The organism is Cellulomonas sp. NPDC055163 (assembly GCF_053607065.1).
Window position 1 is genome coordinate 1 of sequence record NZ_JBSGSU010000006.1, and the last position, 14756, is coordinate 14756.

The 14756-nt window shown below is 75.2% G+C and carries 12 protein-coding genes; 4 read left to right on the forward strand and 8 right to left on the reverse strand.

Annotation, left to right across the window (positions count from 1 at the left end; genetic code table 11):
- Positions 1–55: 55 nt before the first annotated feature.
- The 3 genes from ACWFNE_RS12525 to ACWFNE_RS12535 are packed head-to-tail and all read right to left on the reverse strand — an operon-like array spanning position 56 to position 2544.
- Positions 56–868, reverse strand: coding sequence for a MerR family transcriptional regulator (locus ACWFNE_RS12525; RefSeq protein ID WP_452122759.1), 813 nt, complete (start codon positions 866–868; stop codon positions 56–58).
- Positions 869–883: 15 nt separating this feature from the next.
- Entirely contained in the window at positions 884–1648 is a 765-nt protein-coding gene (locus ACWFNE_RS12530) for an ABC transporter permease (protein ID WP_452122760.1), read from the reverse strand.
- Between the two features lie 2 nt (positions 1649–1650).
- Positions 1651–2544 carry an ABC transporter ATP-binding protein gene (locus ACWFNE_RS12535; RefSeq protein WP_452122761.1) on the reverse strand — a complete coding sequence of 298 codons (894 nt, stop codon included), beginning with the start codon at positions 2542–2544 and terminating at the stop codon, positions 1651–1653.
- 135 nt (positions 2545–2679) lie between these two features.
- Between ACWFNE_RS12535 and ACWFNE_RS12540 the strand changes: the two genes are divergently transcribed.
- A complete protein-coding gene (locus ACWFNE_RS12540) occupies positions 2680–3366 on the forward strand; it encodes a DUF4870 domain-containing protein (RefSeq protein WP_452122762.1) in 687 nt (228 codons plus the stop codon).
- A 32-nt stretch (positions 3367–3398) separates the two neighbouring features.
- Here ACWFNE_RS12540 and ACWFNE_RS12545 read toward each other — a convergent pair whose 3' ends face one another.
- From ACWFNE_RS12545 to ACWFNE_RS12555, 3 genes are all read right to left on the reverse strand, one after another.
- Positions 3399–3833, reverse strand: coding sequence for a DUF6325 family protein (locus ACWFNE_RS12545; RefSeq protein ID WP_452122763.1), 435 nt, complete (start codon positions 3831–3833; stop codon positions 3399–3401).
- Positions 3830–4102, reverse strand: coding sequence for an SHOCT domain-containing protein (locus ACWFNE_RS12550; protein ID WP_452122764.1), 273 nt, complete (start codon positions 4100–4102; stop codon positions 3830–3832). The genes ACWFNE_RS12545 and ACWFNE_RS12550 overlap by 4 nt, the downstream gene beginning before the upstream one ends.
- Before the next feature lie 178 nt (positions 4103–4280).
- Positions 4281–5801 carry a cellulose binding domain-containing protein gene (locus tag ACWFNE_RS12555; RefSeq protein ID WP_452122765.1) on the reverse strand — a complete coding sequence of 507 codons (1521 nt, stop codon included), beginning with the start codon at positions 5799–5801 and terminating at the stop codon, positions 4281–4283.
- Between the two features lie 201 nt (positions 5802–6002).
- Between ACWFNE_RS12555 and ACWFNE_RS12560 the strand changes: the two genes are divergently transcribed.
- Entirely contained in the window at positions 6003–6404 is a 402-nt protein-coding gene (locus ACWFNE_RS12560; RefSeq protein ID WP_452122766.1) for an SRPBCC family protein, read from the forward strand.
- Between the two features lie 150 nt (positions 6405–6554).
- On the opposite strand, the gene ACWFNE_RS12565 is transcribed toward ACWFNE_RS12560, so the two are convergent.
- Positions 6555–8144, reverse strand: coding sequence for a family 43 glycosylhydrolase (locus tag ACWFNE_RS12565; RefSeq protein ID WP_452122767.1), 1590 nt, complete (start codon positions 8142–8144; stop codon positions 6555–6557).
- 374 nt (positions 8145–8518) lie between these two features.
- Here ACWFNE_RS12565 and ACWFNE_RS12570 point away from each other — a divergent pair, with 374 nt between their 5' ends.
- Both ACWFNE_RS12570 and ACWFNE_RS12575 read left to right on the forward strand, forming a co-directional pair.
- Positions 8519–11257 (forward strand): beta-glucosidase H, encoded by a 2739-nt coding sequence (locus ACWFNE_RS12570; protein WP_452122768.1) that lies wholly within the window; start codon positions 8519–8521, stop codon positions 11255–11257.
- Between the two features lie 290 nt (positions 11258–11547).
- On the forward strand, positions 11548–13128 hold the full coding sequence (locus tag ACWFNE_RS12575) for an outer membrane protein assembly factor BamB family protein (RefSeq protein WP_452122769.1): 1581 nt from the start codon (positions 11548–11550) through the stop codon (positions 13126–13128).
- Between the two features lie 78 nt (positions 13129–13206).
- On the opposite strand, the gene ACWFNE_RS12580 is transcribed toward ACWFNE_RS12575, so the two are convergent.
- On the reverse strand, positions 13207–14502 hold the full coding sequence (locus tag ACWFNE_RS12580) for an alkaline phosphatase (protein WP_452122770.1): 1296 nt from the start codon (positions 14500–14502) through the stop codon (positions 13207–13209).
- Positions 14503–14756: the final 254 nt, after the last annotated feature.

Consider the following 14756-nt stretch of genomic DNA (forward strand, 5'->3'; position numbering starts at 1 on the left):
CCGCCCCGGCGCCGCCCCGGCACCGCGCCGGCCCGGCACCGCCTCGCGAGGTGGGTCAGCAGACCTCGGGCGGCCCGCCGGGGACCGTCGACGGGGCGGGCACCCGGTCGGCGGGCACGCGCTCGATCCGCGTCCAGCCGCCCCAGCCGCGCTCGTGCAGGATCGCGACGATGCGGCCCGCGACCGGTGACGCGGCGAGCGTGGTCGCGTCCAGGAGGTCGACGAACTGGTCGTCGAACGTGTCGTCCCCGAAGTTCCCCTCCGCGACGGCACGGACCATCAGGCGCTCGAGCACGTCCGCGGCCTCGACGACGCGCGGGTCGTCGACCGACCAGTCGAGCGCGCCGCCCACGAGCGCGTAGAGCCGCACCATGTCCGGGTCGTCGAGCTCCGCACGCTTCTGGGCGATGATCGCGTCGATCTGGTCCGGCACCTGGGCGGCGATCATGATCCAGCTGTCCCGCTCGAGCTCGATGTACCCCTCGCTGACGCCGATCGCGCGGAGCGCGTCGAGGTAGGCCACGACGCTCGGCGGCAGCGCGAGGTGCTCCCCGGCGGCCAGCCGCGCCAGGCGCTGCCGGGTCGCCTGCAGCCGCCGGACCTCGACGCGCAGCTCCCGGTCGATCTCGCGGACCCCCGCGGCGAACTCGCCGGGCCCGGCGTCGAGGAGCTCCCGGACCCGGGCCAGGGGGACGCCCGAGTCGGCCAGGGTGTGGATCCGGATCAGCCGGACGACGGCGGTCGCGTCGTACGTCCGGTACCCCGAGCGGTCGCGCTCCGGCTCCGGGAGCAGCCCGATCTGGTGGTAGTGGCGCACCGCCCGGACGGTGACCCCGGCATACGCGGCGAGCTGGCTGATGGTGAGCACGGCTCCCAGGCTCCCTCAGGCGGTCTTCCGGCGGTAGACCGCCATGGCACCGGCGTACGCGACGAGGAGCACGCCGACGCACCACGCGAGCGCGACCCAGATCTCCGTCCCGACGGGCTGCTGCGCGAGCAGGGCGCGGATCGTGTCCACGATCGACGTCACGGGCTGGTGCTCCGCGAACCACTGGACCGGGCCGGGCATGGACTCGGTCGGCACGAACGCCGAGCTGATGAACGGCAGGAAGATCAGCGGGTAGGAGAACGCGCTCGCGCCCTCGACCGACGACGCGGTCAGCCCGGCGATCACCGCGACCCACGTGAGGGCGAGCGTGAGCACGAGCAGGATGCCGACGACGGCGAGCCACGCCAGGACCCCCGCGCCCGAGCGGAACCCGATGGCCAGCCCGACCGCGACGACGACGGCCAGCGAGACGAGGTTCGCGACGAGCGACGTGAGGACGTGCGCCCACAGGGCACCGGACCGGGCGACGGGCATGGACTGGAACCGCTCGAACATCCCGCTCTTCAGGTCGGAGAACAGCCGGAACGAGGTGTACGCGACGCCCGACGCGATCGTGATGAGCAGGATGCCCGGCAGCAGGTACGTCACGTACGAGTCGGTCCCGGTGTCGATCGCCCCGCCGAGCACGTAGACGAACAGCAGCAGCATCGCGATCGGCGTGACCGCGGTCGTGATGATCGTGTCGACGCTGCGCGTGACGTGCCGCAGCGTGCGTCCGGTGAGGACGGCGGTGTCGGCCAGGGCGTGGGTGGTGGTCATGGTCAGTCCCTCGGGTTCGTGTCGGTCGTGGCGGTGGTGTGCGGGGTGGGGGCGGTCCCGGTCCCGACGACCGCGAGGAAGACCTCTTCGAGCGTCGGCTGCTTCTCGACGTACTCGACCCGGGCCGGCGGCAGGAGCCGCTTCAGCTCGGCGAGGGTGCCGTCCGCGATGATCCGGCCCTCGTGCAGGATCGCGATGCGGTCCGCGAGCTGCTCGGCCTCCTCGAGGTACTGGGTCGTGAGCAGCACCGTGGTGCCGCCCTCGGCCAGCCGGCGCACGGACTGCCAGACCTCGACGCGCGCCTCGGGGTCGAGCCCCGTCGTCGGCTCGTCGAGGAAGATCACGGCCGGGTCGCCGATGAGGCTCATCGCGATGTCCAGGCGCCGGCGCATGCCCCCGGAGTAGGTGGACACCCGCCGGGCGCCCGCGTCCGTGAGGCCGGAGCGGGCGAGCAGCGCGTCCGCGAGCGCCCCCGGCTCGGCCACGCGCCGCAGCCGCGCGACGAGCACGAGGTTCTCGCGCCCGCTGAGGATCTCGTCGACGGCCGCGAACTGGCCGGTCAGGCTGAACGACTCCCGCACCTGCGCCGCCTGCGTCGCGACGTCGAACCCGTGCACGGTGGCCGTCCCGGAGTCGGCGCGCTGGAGCGTCGCGAGGATGCGCACGAGGGTCGTCTTGCCGGCGCCGTTCGACCCCAGCAGCGCGACGATGCTGCCGGGTGCGACCTCGAGGTCGACGCCGCGCAGCACCGCGAGGTCGCCGTACGACTTGTGCAGCCCACGCACCCGGATCGCCGGACCGTCGGCCCGCCGGGTGGCCGTGAGCCGCCCGCCGCCCTCCTCGTCCGTGCGCCCGACCGTGGGGACCAACCGTTCGCGCTCGATGGACATCGCCATCCTCCGCTCCGTCTCGACGTGCTCGCGGCCCCCGGCGGGGACCCTCTGCGACCAGCGTCGGGGGTTGACCCTGCGTCAAGGTCAAGCGCTCGCGTCACCGGGTTCTCCCGGACGCGGGTCGTTAGGCTCCGCGGCGTGACCGACCAGGCAGCGTTCCCGTCCCGTCCGCCCAGCCGCGAGGCGCAGAAGCTCCGCGACGACCTGCTGCGGCAGGGCTTCTCCGCGGAGGAGGCCGACCTCGCGCTGCAGGACGCGGGCATCATCGCGCCGGGCCCGGGGGGCGCGTACCCCGGTGCTCCCACTCCCGGCGGGGCGCCGTACCCGGGTGCTCCCACTCCCGGCGGGGCGCCGTACCCGGGTGCTCCCGGCCCCGGCGGCCCCGGCGTCGCGCCCGGGCAGGGGGACCCGAGGGCGACCGGGCGGACGCCCTACCTGCTGGGCCTGCTCGCCTGGCTGCCCGTGCCCTTCGTCAGCGCGGTGGTCGCCGGCGTCGCGATGGCCGCGGCCTACCCCGGTCAGCGGAAGCGCTCGGCGCTCGCCGCCGAGAACGCCCGCGGTGCCGCGAACTGGGGTCTGACGTACGCCCTCGGCGTCGTCCTGACCGTCGCGGTGACGATCGTCCTCGGCGTCGCGACGCAGCCGGAGACGCCCGACCCCGGCGCGGTGCCGTGGCCGCTCTTCCTCCTCCTCGCGATCCCGGCGCTCAGCGTCGCGCACCTCGTCGTCACGGTCCTCGGCCTGACGCGCACCTCGCGCGGGGAGGTCTACGTGCCGCGGGCGGTGCCGTTCTTCCGTTCCCCGCAGGGTCCGTCGGCGACCTGACGGTCGCGCGGCACCGTGTCGCGTGCGACGTCCTACGCGGGGCCCCGCGAGGACAGCACGCCGAGCCGGCCCCGGTCGGCCTCCGAGAGCCAGGTCTCCTCGAGCAGGGTCGCCCCGGCGGCGCGCAGCGCAGCACTCAGCGGTCCCGCCCACAGGTGCTCGATCAGGGCGACGACGGCCAGCCCGTGCGACGGGACGACGTCGGCGAGCGACCAGGCGTCAGCGGCGCCGACCTCCTCGACTCCCGCCTGGGCACCGTCGAGCAGGGCGGTCAGGACCGCGCCGTGGCCGTCGACGGCGCCCTCGACCGTCTCCAGCGAGCCGTCGTGGGCGCGCCTCACGACGAGCAGGTCGACGAGGCGCACGACGCCCGCCGCGCCGAGGCGGGTCAGCTCCGCCAGCACGGACCCGTCGAAGTGCGGCTCGTCGAGCCCGAGCACCAGCACCTGCACCGGTCCCGTGGTCACGGCGACACCCGCGCGGCGAACTCCGTGAACTCGGCCTCGGTCAGGACGCCCTGGTCCCGCAGCGCGCGCAGCTGGCGCACGGCCGTGGGCTCGTCGGGCTCCTCCGCCGGGGGTGCGGGCCGGGTCGTCGGGGGGTGCCGGAGCGAGGCAGGCACCCCCTCCTGCGGGTGCTGGAGCGAGGAGATCTGCGCGGGGGTCAACCGGCCCCCGTAGTACGGGACCTGGCCCGTCATGCCGGAGCGCTGCAGCTGCCGGGGTACCAGGATCATCCGCGAGCCCTCTCGGTCAACCCGTCACGGCGTGGCGTACCCGGTCCAGCATGGTCTGCTCCCGGTCGCTGACCCGCGTCGCGCCGATCCCCAGGAACCCGCCCCTGACGGTCATGTGCCCACGCAACCCCTCGACCCGCACGGTGTCAACGTCCGCTCGGCACGTCGACCGGGGCGCTCAGCCCGCCGCACAGGTCACCGGCCCGGTCGGCGCCGCACCGGAGCCGATGAAGCCGAAGCTCGTCGACGCACCCGCGGCGAGCCCGCCGTTCCAGGCCGCGTTCCGCACGGTCACGGTGCTGCCCGACGCCGTGAGCTCGCCGGACCACGACGTCGCGACCGAGCCGCCCGCGGGCAGCGCGAACGTCGTCTGCCACCGGCCGATCGCCGCCCGCCCGGCGGTGACCTGCACCGACGCCTGGTAGCCGCCCGGCCAGGCCGAGCCGACGGTGAGCGTCGCCGCGCACCCGGTGGGGGTGATGGTGGGCGTCGGGGTCGGCGTCGGTGTGGGGGTCCGCGTGGGCGTCGGTGTGGGGGTCGGGGTCGGGGTAGGCGTGGGTGTCGGTGTCGGGGTCGGGCCGCCGCCGAGCGGGAGCGTGCCGAGGAACGTCGTGAGCTCCCGCGCGATGACCCGGTGGTCGGCGAGCGACGGGTGCCAGTGGCAGCCCAGGTAGTCGAGCCCCTGCGCGCCGTAGAACCAGCGGACCACCCGGTCGTCACCGCGCGCGTTGCGCTCGCGGACGACCTGCTCGGTGAGCTCGGCCTGCGCGCTGCCGCCCGACGGCGTCGCGCTCACGACGAGGAAGGTGTCGGGGCCGTGCTCCGCCCGGAGGTCGTCGAGGAAGCCGTGGTACGCGGCCACCCAGGCGGTGCGCAGGGACTCCGTGGTCCACTGCTCGCCGGAGCCGACGGGCGTCGAGAAGTCGTTGATGCCGAGCCCGATCACGACGACCTCGGGGGTCCAGCTCGCCGGCCGGTCCCACACGTCGCCGGCTGTGGCGAGCAGCGCGCGCTCCGCGTACGTGCGGTAGCTCGTCCCGGCCTCGCCGCCACCGTAGTTGCGGACCATGCCGCGGCCCGAGAAGGCATTGAGCTGGTAGTCGGCGCCGAGCTCCCGGGCGGCGAGGGCGCCGAAGCTCAGGTCGGCGTTGGTCGTGCGGTTGACCTGGTCGCCCGTGCACTCGCGGGTGGTCGACTCGTTGCCGTAGCCCGCGGTGTAGGAGTCGCCGAGCAGCTCGAGCTGCAGGGGGCGGTCGGCCGGTGCCGTGAGGACCTGGCCGCCCGGCGCGGCGACGAACCCGCCGAACGTGCTCGTGGCCCACGGGCTCTCGCTGCGCTTCACGACCCGCACCGTGTGCGTGCCGTCCGCGAGCCCCTCGACCCAGCGCGTCCCGCTGACCGGTGCCCGGAGGGTCTGCACGGTGCGCCCGTCGATCGCGACGTCGTAGTCGGCGGCCGGGTCGTCGAGCACGATGCCCACCCCGGTGCCCCGGAAGCGGCCCTCGAGGTAGACGCCCGGCCAGCTGAACGCCAGCGCGCCGTCGCGCGGGGTGACCCGGCCGGCGGTGTGGGTCGTGGTCCGCACGTCCGGCGGGGGAGCGACGGTCGGGGCGGCGACGGCCGACCCGGGGAGCAGCGCGGCCGAGGCCCCCAGGGCCAGCAGGGCCGTCAGCGCGACGGTGGCACGTGCACGGCGCACGTCGTCTCCTCTCGGCGCGAGGGGACAGCCCACGCGCAGCTCGTGGCCGGGCGCGCCGGTGCGCTGCTCGGGGTCCCTTCGTACCTGGTCAGCGCACCGACGGGCACCTACGAAGCGTTTCGACGACCCGACCAGGTGGCGGGGTCTCCGCCGGTCGCCGCGGCGCTCGCGCGTGTGGGTGCCTCGGTGCACGATCGGCGCATGACGGAGTCCCGGCACCTGAGCGTGCACATCGACCGGTCCGTGCCTGACGTGTACGCGTTCGTCGCGGACCCGGCGAACCTGCCGCGGTGGGCACCCGGTCTCGGCGGTGACGTCGTCGAGGAGGACGGGCAGTGGTTCGTCGAGACGCCCGGCGGGCGCGCGCAGATCACGTTCACTCCGCGCAACGGGCTCGGCGTGCTCGACCACGACGTGGTGACCCCTACCGGCGAGACGGTGCACGTGCCCCTGCGGGCGGTCGCGGACGGTGACGGGACCGAGGTCGTCTTCACGGTCCGCCGGTCGCCGGGGATGTCCGACGGCGACCTCGACCGGGACGTCGCGGCGGTGCGGGCGGACCTGGACCTGCTCAAGCGGGTGCTGGAGGGCGCGGCGGGCTGACAGGGCGCCCCTCCGGCTGCGACCGCCGGCGCGGGTCCGGCTGCGACCGCCGGCGTGGGTCCGGCTCGGGCGACGGCGCGGGTCCGGCTCGGGCGGGGGTCCGGCTCGGGCGACAGCGGGGACCAGGCGGACGTGTGGTGGACCGCTGCGTCAGGGGTGGACCGCGTACGTCGCCGAGTCGACGTCCGCGGGGTGCCCCGTGCCGGTCAGGTCCCACACCCACAGCCCCACGAAGGCGCCGGTGAAGCCCATGCCGCGCAGCTGACCGGCGTCGTCGAGGTCGGTCGCGTGCTCGTCGGACAGGGTCGTCGCGTCGAGCCCGGGCCCGACCTGCTGCCAGCCGCCGGGCCCGTGGTGCCGGAACGCCAGCCGCCCGCCGTCGAGGTCGAGCCCCAGGCGCACCGGACCGTCCCCGTCGAGCGCGACCGTGTCCGGGTGCAGCGTGAGCACGCCCCGGTCGCACCCGGCGAGCCGCAGCACGCGCCGCCCGTCGTCGTCGGCGGTGACGTGCAGGAAGTACCAGCTGCGCGCGTTGTAGTACGCGGTGATCCCCGCGGCGTGCTGGAAGGCGGTCGGCCGGTGGTCGAGCGTCGCCTCGAACCCGATCCGCGGTGCGGTGACCCGCCGCGCGACGAGGCTCGCACCGACCGTGCTCTGCGGCGACCGACCACCACGGACCCGCAGGTGGGAAGGGCGCTCGGTCAGCGTCAGCCAGTCGTCCGTCGGCGGACGGCGCAGCGTCGACCAGGCGGGGCCGAGCCGGGGGCCGTCGAAGTCGTCGACGTCGACGCTCCCGTCCGGCACCGCAGCCCCGCCCGGCACCGTCAGCTCGAGCGGGGGCAGCGGGTCGGCCACGGTCGGCCAGTCGTCGACCCACGTCACCTCGGTGAGCGCGGTCTCCCGCCCGAGGACGCACGGGCCGTGCTCGCCGTGCGGGCGGGCGACGAGGAACGCGAGGTACCAGCGGTCGTCGGGCGTCTGCACGAGGCTCCCGTGCCCGGCCTTCTGCAGCGGCCAGTCGGACCGGTGCCGGGACGTGACGAGCGGCCCGCGCGGGTCGCGCTCGTACGGGCCGGTCAGGTGGCGCGAGCGCGAGACGGTGACCTGGTGCTCCCAGCTGGTCCCGCCATCGGCCGTCACGAGGTAGTACCAGGCCCCGCGCCGGTACAGGTTGGGGCCCTCGATCCAGCCGGCGCCGGGCGGCAGGTCGAGGAGCTGCGGGGACCCGACGAGCGTGCGGGTCCTGCGGTCGAACGCCGTCACCTCGAGACCGGCGGACCCACCGCGCCCGGGACGCCAGTCGTGCACGAGGTTGACCAGCCAGCTCGCGTCGCCGTCGTGGAACAGCGACGCGTCGAACCCCCGCGCGCCGAGCGGCACGGGGTCGGACCACGGGCCGTCGACCGCGGGGGCGGTGACGAGCCGGTTCGGGGAGTCGGTGAAGCCGCCCGTGTAGGCCGAGACGGTGCTGTACAGCAGGTGGAACGTCCCGTCGACGTACGTGAGGTTCGGCGCCCACACGCCGCCGGAGTCGGGGCAGCCGGTGAGGTCGAGCAGCCGGGGCTCGTCGAGCACGCCGCCCAGCGGCTCCCACGACGCGAGGTCGTGCGAGCGGTGCACGCGCACGCCGGGGAACCACTCGAACGTCGAGGTCGCGAGGTAGTACGCGTCGCCGGCCCGCACGATCGACGGGTCCGGGTGCGAGCCGCCGAGCACCGGGTTGCTGACCGTCACGTCCACGCCGTCTCCGTCCTCACGAGGGCGCCCGCGCGCCCACCGGCCCCGACACTGCCAGCCGCGGGCCCGCGGCGGCGACTCACCGGACCACGAGGAGGATCGACGCTCGGTCCGGGTACCGGTTCGCGCGCCGGACCGCGGGGAGGATCGGCGCTCGGTCCGGGTACCGGTTCGCGGGCTCCGGGCGGGTGCGTCGACCGCCCTCCCCGGAGCCGTCGGACCTCGCTCCGGCGGCCTCGGCAGAACCTGGTCACGTGCCCGACTTGTCCCTTGACGTTAGCCCGAACGGGTGAACTACTGGGCCGGGCCGCGGGGTCCCACGCAACGGGGCAACGGAGCCTCGACGCTCCCGCGGCGGCACCCGAGGGAGTGTGTCCATGCCACCTGCACGAGTCAGTTCCGCGCGCCTGCGCGTCGTCGCCGCCCTGTCCGCGACGGTTCTCGTCGCCTCCGCGGGAGCCGCGTCCGCGGCCACCCCCGACCTCGACCGCGAGGCCGCGACCGCCGAGCGGCTCGAGCCGCAGTCGTTCCCCACGACGTGGTGGTGGGACGAGTCCGAGGAGGACACCGAGCGGGCCCGTGACCTGCTGCGTCAGATGACCTTGGACGAGAAGGTCAACATGATGCACGGCGAGCTCAACAACTACTACGGGTTCTACAACGGCCCGATCGAGCGTCTCGGCATCCCGGCGCTCACCATGGCGGACGGCCCCGCGGGCGTGCGGATCGCGAACCCCGACGTCAACGACCAGGAAGCCACGCAGCTGCCCGCGCCGATCGCGCTCGCCGCGACGTGGGACCGGGACCTCGCGCAGCAGTACGGCGACGTCGAGGGCGACGAGGCGTTCCGCACCGGGCACAACGTGCTGCTCTCGCCCGCGGTGGACATCGCCCGCGTCGCGCAGGCCGGCCGGGCGTTCGAGGCGCTCGGGGAGGACCCGCTGCTGTCCGGGACCATGGCCGCCGGCGTGATCCGCGGCATCCAGCAGCACCCGGTCGTCGCCGACATCAAGCACTACAACGTGTACACGCAGGAGACGAACCGCCTGTCCGGCGGGAACGCCGTCGTCGAGGAGCGTGCGCTGCAGGAGATCTACACCCGCCCGTTCGCGATCGGCGTCGAGCAGGGCCGCCCCGGCTCGGCGATGTGCGCGTTCAACAAGGTCAACGGCGTGTGGGCGTGCGAGAGCGACGAGCTGCTCAACCAGGTCCTCAAGGAGCAGCTCGACTTCCAGGGCTGGGTCATGAGCGACTACGGCGCCACGCACAGCACCGTGCAGTCGGCGAACGCGGGCCTCGACCAGGAGATGCCCGGCAACACGACGCCCGACGTCGGGCCCGGCACGTGCTACTTCTGCGGCCCGCTGCTCGACGCGGTGCGCTCCGGGCAGGTCCCCGAGTCGCGCGTCGACGACGCGGTGCTGCGCATCCTGCGGCCGATGTTCGGCCTGGGGCTGTTCGACCACCCACCGGTGATCCAGCCGCTGCCCGAGGCCGAGAACGGTGCGTTCGCCCGGCTGGTCGCGGAGCGCGCGATGGTGCTGCTCAAGAACGACGACGGCGCCCTGCCCCTCACGGACTCCGTCGGGTCGATCGCGGTGATCGGCGCGGACGCCGACTCGGTGGTCGCCGGGGGCGGCAGCTCGCTGGTCAAGCCGACGTCCACGGTGAGCCCGCTCCAGGGCATCCAGGACCGCGTCGCCCCCGGCGTCCAGGTCCGGCACGTCGCCGGCGCCGACCCGGTCACGTCCGCAGCGCTCATCCCCGGTCCCGACCCGATCCCGTCGGACTTCCTCACGTCGGCGCTCGGCGGCGGTGCGGGGCTGCGTGCGGAGTACTTCTCCGAGGCGGACTTCGGGGGAGCGGTGATCGCGGACCGCACCGACCCGTACGCCGCGATCAACGCCGGGTTCTTCCTGTTCGAGGGCTTCAACGCGCAGTCGCCGCACTTCCCGGTGCAGACCCGCCAGATGGGCGCCTCGATCCGGTGGACCGGGCAGCTCACGGCCCCCACGACCGGGACGTACGAGCTCGCGGTCACCACGACGGGCAGCGCGACCGTGTACCTCGACGACGGGGCGGTCCTCACCGCGACCCCGTCGGGCTCCTCGTCGCCCACGACCACCACCGCGGACGTCGACCTCGAGGCGGGCGTCGCCGGTGACCTGCGCGTCGAGTTCGTCAACAACGGCCTGGGAGGGACCGACGCGGGCGCCGTGTTCCAGCTCGGCTGGACGACGCCCGAGGGTGTCGTCGCACCGCAGGCGCTCGAGGCCGCAGCGCTCGCGCGCAGCTCGCAGGCGGCGGTCGTCGTCGTGCGCGACTACTCCAGCGAGGGCGGTGACAAGCCCGACCTCGACCTGCCCAACGGCCAGGTCGAGCTCATCCGCCAGGTCGCGGCGGCGAACCCGCGCACGATCGTCGTCACGTCGACCGGCGGGGTCGTCCAGACCTCCGACTGGGAGGGGGGCGTCCCGGCGATCGTGCACTCGTGGTTCGGCGGCCAGGAGCAGGGCAACGCGCTCGCGGGCATCCTGTTCGGCGACGTCAACCCGTCCGGCAAGCTGCCCGTCACGATCCCCGTGGACGAGGACAGCACGCCGACGAGCTCGCCCGAGCAGTTCCCGGGCGACGGGCTCGACCAGCAGTTCTCCGAGGGCATCCACGTCGGCTACCGCGGCTACGAGGAGTTCGACATCGAGCCGCAGTACCCGTTCGGCCACGGCCTGTCCTACACGACGTTCGCGTACCGCAACCTGCGCACGGACATCGCCGCGGGCGGGGGTGGCGCGCAGCTCCAGGTGCGCGTCGCGGTCCGCAACACGGGGACGGTCGCCGGCACCGAGACCGTGCAGGTCTACGTCGGCAACCTCCCGACCCGCCGGGTCGAGAGCTCCCCGAAGGTGCTCGCCGGGTGGGAGACGGTCACGCTGCAACCGGGCGAGCGGCGGCAGGTCACGGTGACGCTCAGCCCGGAGTCGGTCTCGTACTGGGACGTCGACACCGACCGGTGGCAGACCCCGCGCGGGACCATCCCGGTCTACGTCGGGTCGTCGTCGGCGGACGTCCGGCTGACGGGCTCCCTGCGGATCGGGGGCAGCGCGCTCCTGCCGTGAGCGCGTGAGCCCGTGAGCGCGTGAGGCCCGGGTGGCCGTGGGGGTGGTCGTCGCACGACGCGGCGGCCACCCCCTCGGTGCACGTGGGGCGGTGGTCGACGCTGGTCGCGGTGGCCGCCCCCTGGGCGCACGCGGGGCGGCGTCGTCGCCGGTCCGTGGCTGCCCGTCGGCGCGCGTCCGGCCGGCCTGACCGGAAGCGCCCGCGCGCGCCCCGCCGCAGGTGAGAGCCTGTGCGGACGGGGACCGCCGGCGCGCCGACGCGCCGGGCTCCCGCGCCGGAGGGGGAGCCCGTGAGCCGTGAGCCGCGTGTCGAGGTCGAGCTCGTCGAGGATGCGCCGCTGGGCGCGGCGGCGGCCGCGGCCGGCGTGGCCGTCGAGGGCGCGCACGGCGGGGGCGCCCACGGCGAAGGCGCGCACGGCGGGGGCGCCGTGCCGGCCCGTGGCGCCCGGCAGCCCTCCTGGCTGCGGCCCCGGACGCTCGTCGCCGGCGCGCTGGTCGTGGCGGCCGGGCTCGCCGGGACGCAGGCGGTGCTCGACGCGCGCGAGCGGGCGGCCTACGCGCGCTTCGCCGACGTCCCCGGGGTCGTCGCGCCGCTCTCCCCGGACCTCGGGGTGCTGTGGCGCCCCGACGAGGAGCAGGCCTCCGTGCTGTGGGGCGTGCAGCGGGACGCCGACGGCCTGCGCGCCGGGGCCTGGTTCGACGAGTCCGGCGTGCCGTCCGCGGTCGCCCTCGACCCGCGCACCGGCGAGCAGGCGTGGTCGTCGCGGCTCGGCGAGCCGGACCCCGTCGTGGCCGGCACGCCGTACGACCCGCGCGTGCCGTGCGACCTGTCCGACGAGCGCCTGCTGGTGTGCCTGGTCGGCTCGGGGTACGTCCCCGCGCCGCCCGAGGAGGAAGGGCTGGACGGGTACGACCCCACCCCGGTGCCGAGCCGCGCCGAGCTCGTGGTGCTCGACGCGTCCGGCGGCGAGGTCGTGCGCCGCGCCGCGGTGGAGGTCGGCACCGGGCTGCACGTCCTCGGCGACCTCGTGGTGACGGCGCGCGTCCGGGCGGACGCGAGCATCGAGGTCCGGGCGGACGACGCCCGGTCGGGGGACGGCGTGTGGGCGCACACGACCCCGCCCGGGACCGCCACGGCGTCCGACACGCGCGTCGGCGGTGACGGCAGCCCGTTCGTCACGTCGGTCGGCGACGCGGTGCTCGTGCACGCCGGCGACGGCGGGGTCCGGATCGGCGTCGACGGGACACCCGAGGCGACGTACCTGCCCGACCCCGACGGGGACGGGACCGGGGCGCTCACCGTGGTCGGGGGCCACGTCCTGCGCCACGCGTACGGGGGCGGCTCGCCCGAGCTGCTCGCCGACGACGGGACCGGCACGCCGATGCCCACCGGGTACCCGCACCAGCTGTCGGTCGACGACCGTTCCGACCCCGACCTGCTGCTGCTCCCGAGCGGCTCGGGCAACGGCGTCGACGCCTGGGACGCCGGGACGGCGCGCGCGCGCTGGTCGCGGCCCGACGTCTCGTTCCACGACGCCGTGCTGCTCGACGGGACGTTGTACGTCGTGAACGCCGCCGGGGCCGTCGCGCTCGATCCGGCGGACGGGACGACGCGCTGGACGAGCGAGGCCCCGCCCGCCGCGTCGCTGTTCTCGACGTCCTCGATGACGACCGCCGTGACCGACGGCCGCGTGCTCGCGGTGGTCGGCCAGCGCGTGAGCGGGCCGCCCGTGATGCAGGCGTTCTCGCTCTCCGACGGTCGGCTGGTGTGGACCGCCGAGCTGCCCGAGGACGTCCAGAACGTGCTGGTGCTCGGCGGCGTGGTCCTCGGCTGGGGAGAGGGTGGCGCGGCCCGGGCGGTGCTGGGCTGACGTGCGCGGGGCGGGGCGGGGCCGGGCAGGGACCCGACCCGACCCGGCCCCGCGCCGCCGACGCGCTGCGACTGCCGCCTACCACCGCCTCTGCATCAGGTCCGCGACCACGTCGTGCACGTCGGTCGCGTCCTGCGCACGGGCGAGGCGCTCGGCGCCGGGGCCCTCCGCGGTGAGCGGTGTCGCGGCGCCGGTGTGGCTGCCGGTCGTCCAGTCCACGGTGAACTGCAGGTCGCTGCCGGCGATGGTGAACGGGCCGTCCTCGAGGCTCTGCGTGACGTCGGCGCTCGGGTCGTCCGGGTCGCCCGACTCGTCGTCGGGGTCGACGTTCTCGATCGCCAGCCCGCCGGTCTCGTGGTCGCCGACCACGAGCACGAGGGTCCCGCGGTTCTGCGCCGCGAACTCCTGCGCGAGCGCGACGGTCTCGTCGAGCGACTGCCCGGCCTGGATGGTGCGCCCGGCGTTGTTGGCGTGCTCGAACTCGTCGATCGCCTCCTCCTCGACGAGCAGGAAGAACCCGTGCCGGTCCTGCGAGAGCACGTCGAGCGCCTTCGCGGTCATGTCGCGCAGCGACACGAGCGGGTCGTACTCGTCGCCCTGGCCCTCGGGCTTCTGCTGGAACATCTCCTCGTTGGCGAACAGCCCGAGGATGCGGTCGGCGTCCGTGGCGGCGAGCTCCTCGGCCGAGCTCACGTAGGTGTAGCCGGTGTCCTGGGCGCGCTCGACGAGGTTGCCGATGGTGCTCTTGCTGATCTCCGCGGGGTCGTCCTCGGGGATGGCCTCGAACACGCCCTCGTCGCCCACGGGGTACCACCAGTCCTCGCCGCCGCCGAGGATCACGTCGGGCCGGGACTCCTCGACGTACTGCCGGGCGATCTCGGACTGGTCCGAGCGGTTCGGCACGTGCGCGCCGAACGCCGCGGGCGTCGCGTCGGTGACCTGCGACGTCGTGACGAGCCCGGTCGCCTTGCGCAGCGCCTTCGCGCGCTCCAGCAGGGTCGTCACGGGGTTGCCGTCGAGGTCGACCGAGACCGCGCCGTTGTACGTCCGCACGCCGGTCGCGAACGCCGTCGCACCGGCCGCCGAGTCGGTCACCGCGTCCTCGGGATCTGCCGAGTCGGTGTACGTCCACCCCGCGTACCGGAGCGTGTCCATCGCGAGCTGGCCGTCCTGCCCGACGGTCGCGAGCCGGGTCGCGTCGCGCGCCGCCATGCTCAGGCCGTCGCCGACCATCAGGATCACGTTCCGCGCCCGCTGCTCGCCGTGCCCGGGGTAGCCGCGGTCCGTCGCGGACCCCGGGCTCCCCGACGCCAGCCCGACCGCGAGCACCGCCGTCCCTGCGGCGCCTGCGAGCGCCCGTCCCCTCGTCCCCATCGTCTGCACCTTTCAGCCGCGCCGTCACCTGATGTGCGCGGCGGCCGGACCGCCGCGCGAGGGCTCCTGCGGAGCCGGTCGGTCGGCCGGGGGCGCGGCAGACCGGGCGGGGGCTGCTTCCCCGCGGCGCGCAGCGGCGGCACGACGAGCGGTCGCGCCGGTGCGGCTCTGCACGGGCGCGGCCTGGGTTCGATCACAACCCGGAGGCGCGGTCGGGGTCAACCGGTGGCGGCGGTCCGGGCGGACGGTGCCCG

Bases quoted from the DNA above. Each gene is read 5' to 3' on its own strand.
- ACWFNE_RS12530 (WP_452122760.1), bottom strand. From the start codon at position 1,648: ATGACCACCACCCACGCCCTGGCCGACACCGCCGTCCTCACCGGACGC.
- ACWFNE_RS12535 (WP_452122761.1), bottom strand. From the start codon at position 2,544: ATGGCGATGTCCATCGAGCGCGAACGGTTGGTCCCCACGGTCGGGCGC.
- ACWFNE_RS12550 (WP_452122764.1), bottom strand. From the start codon at position 4,102: ATGATCCTGGTACCCCGGCAGCTGCAGCGCTCCGGCATGACGGGCCAG.
- ACWFNE_RS12560 (WP_452122766.1), top strand. From the start codon at position 6,003: ATGACGGAGTCCCGGCACCTGAGCGTGCACATCGACCGGTCCGTGCCT.
- ACWFNE_RS12570 (WP_452122768.1), top strand. From the start codon at position 8,519: ATGCCACCTGCACGAGTCAGTTCCGCGCGCCTGCGCGTCGTCGCCGCC.
- ACWFNE_RS12580 (WP_452122770.1), bottom strand. From the start codon at position 14,502: ATGGGGACGAGGGGACGGGCGCTCGCAGGCGCCGCAGGGACGGCGGTG.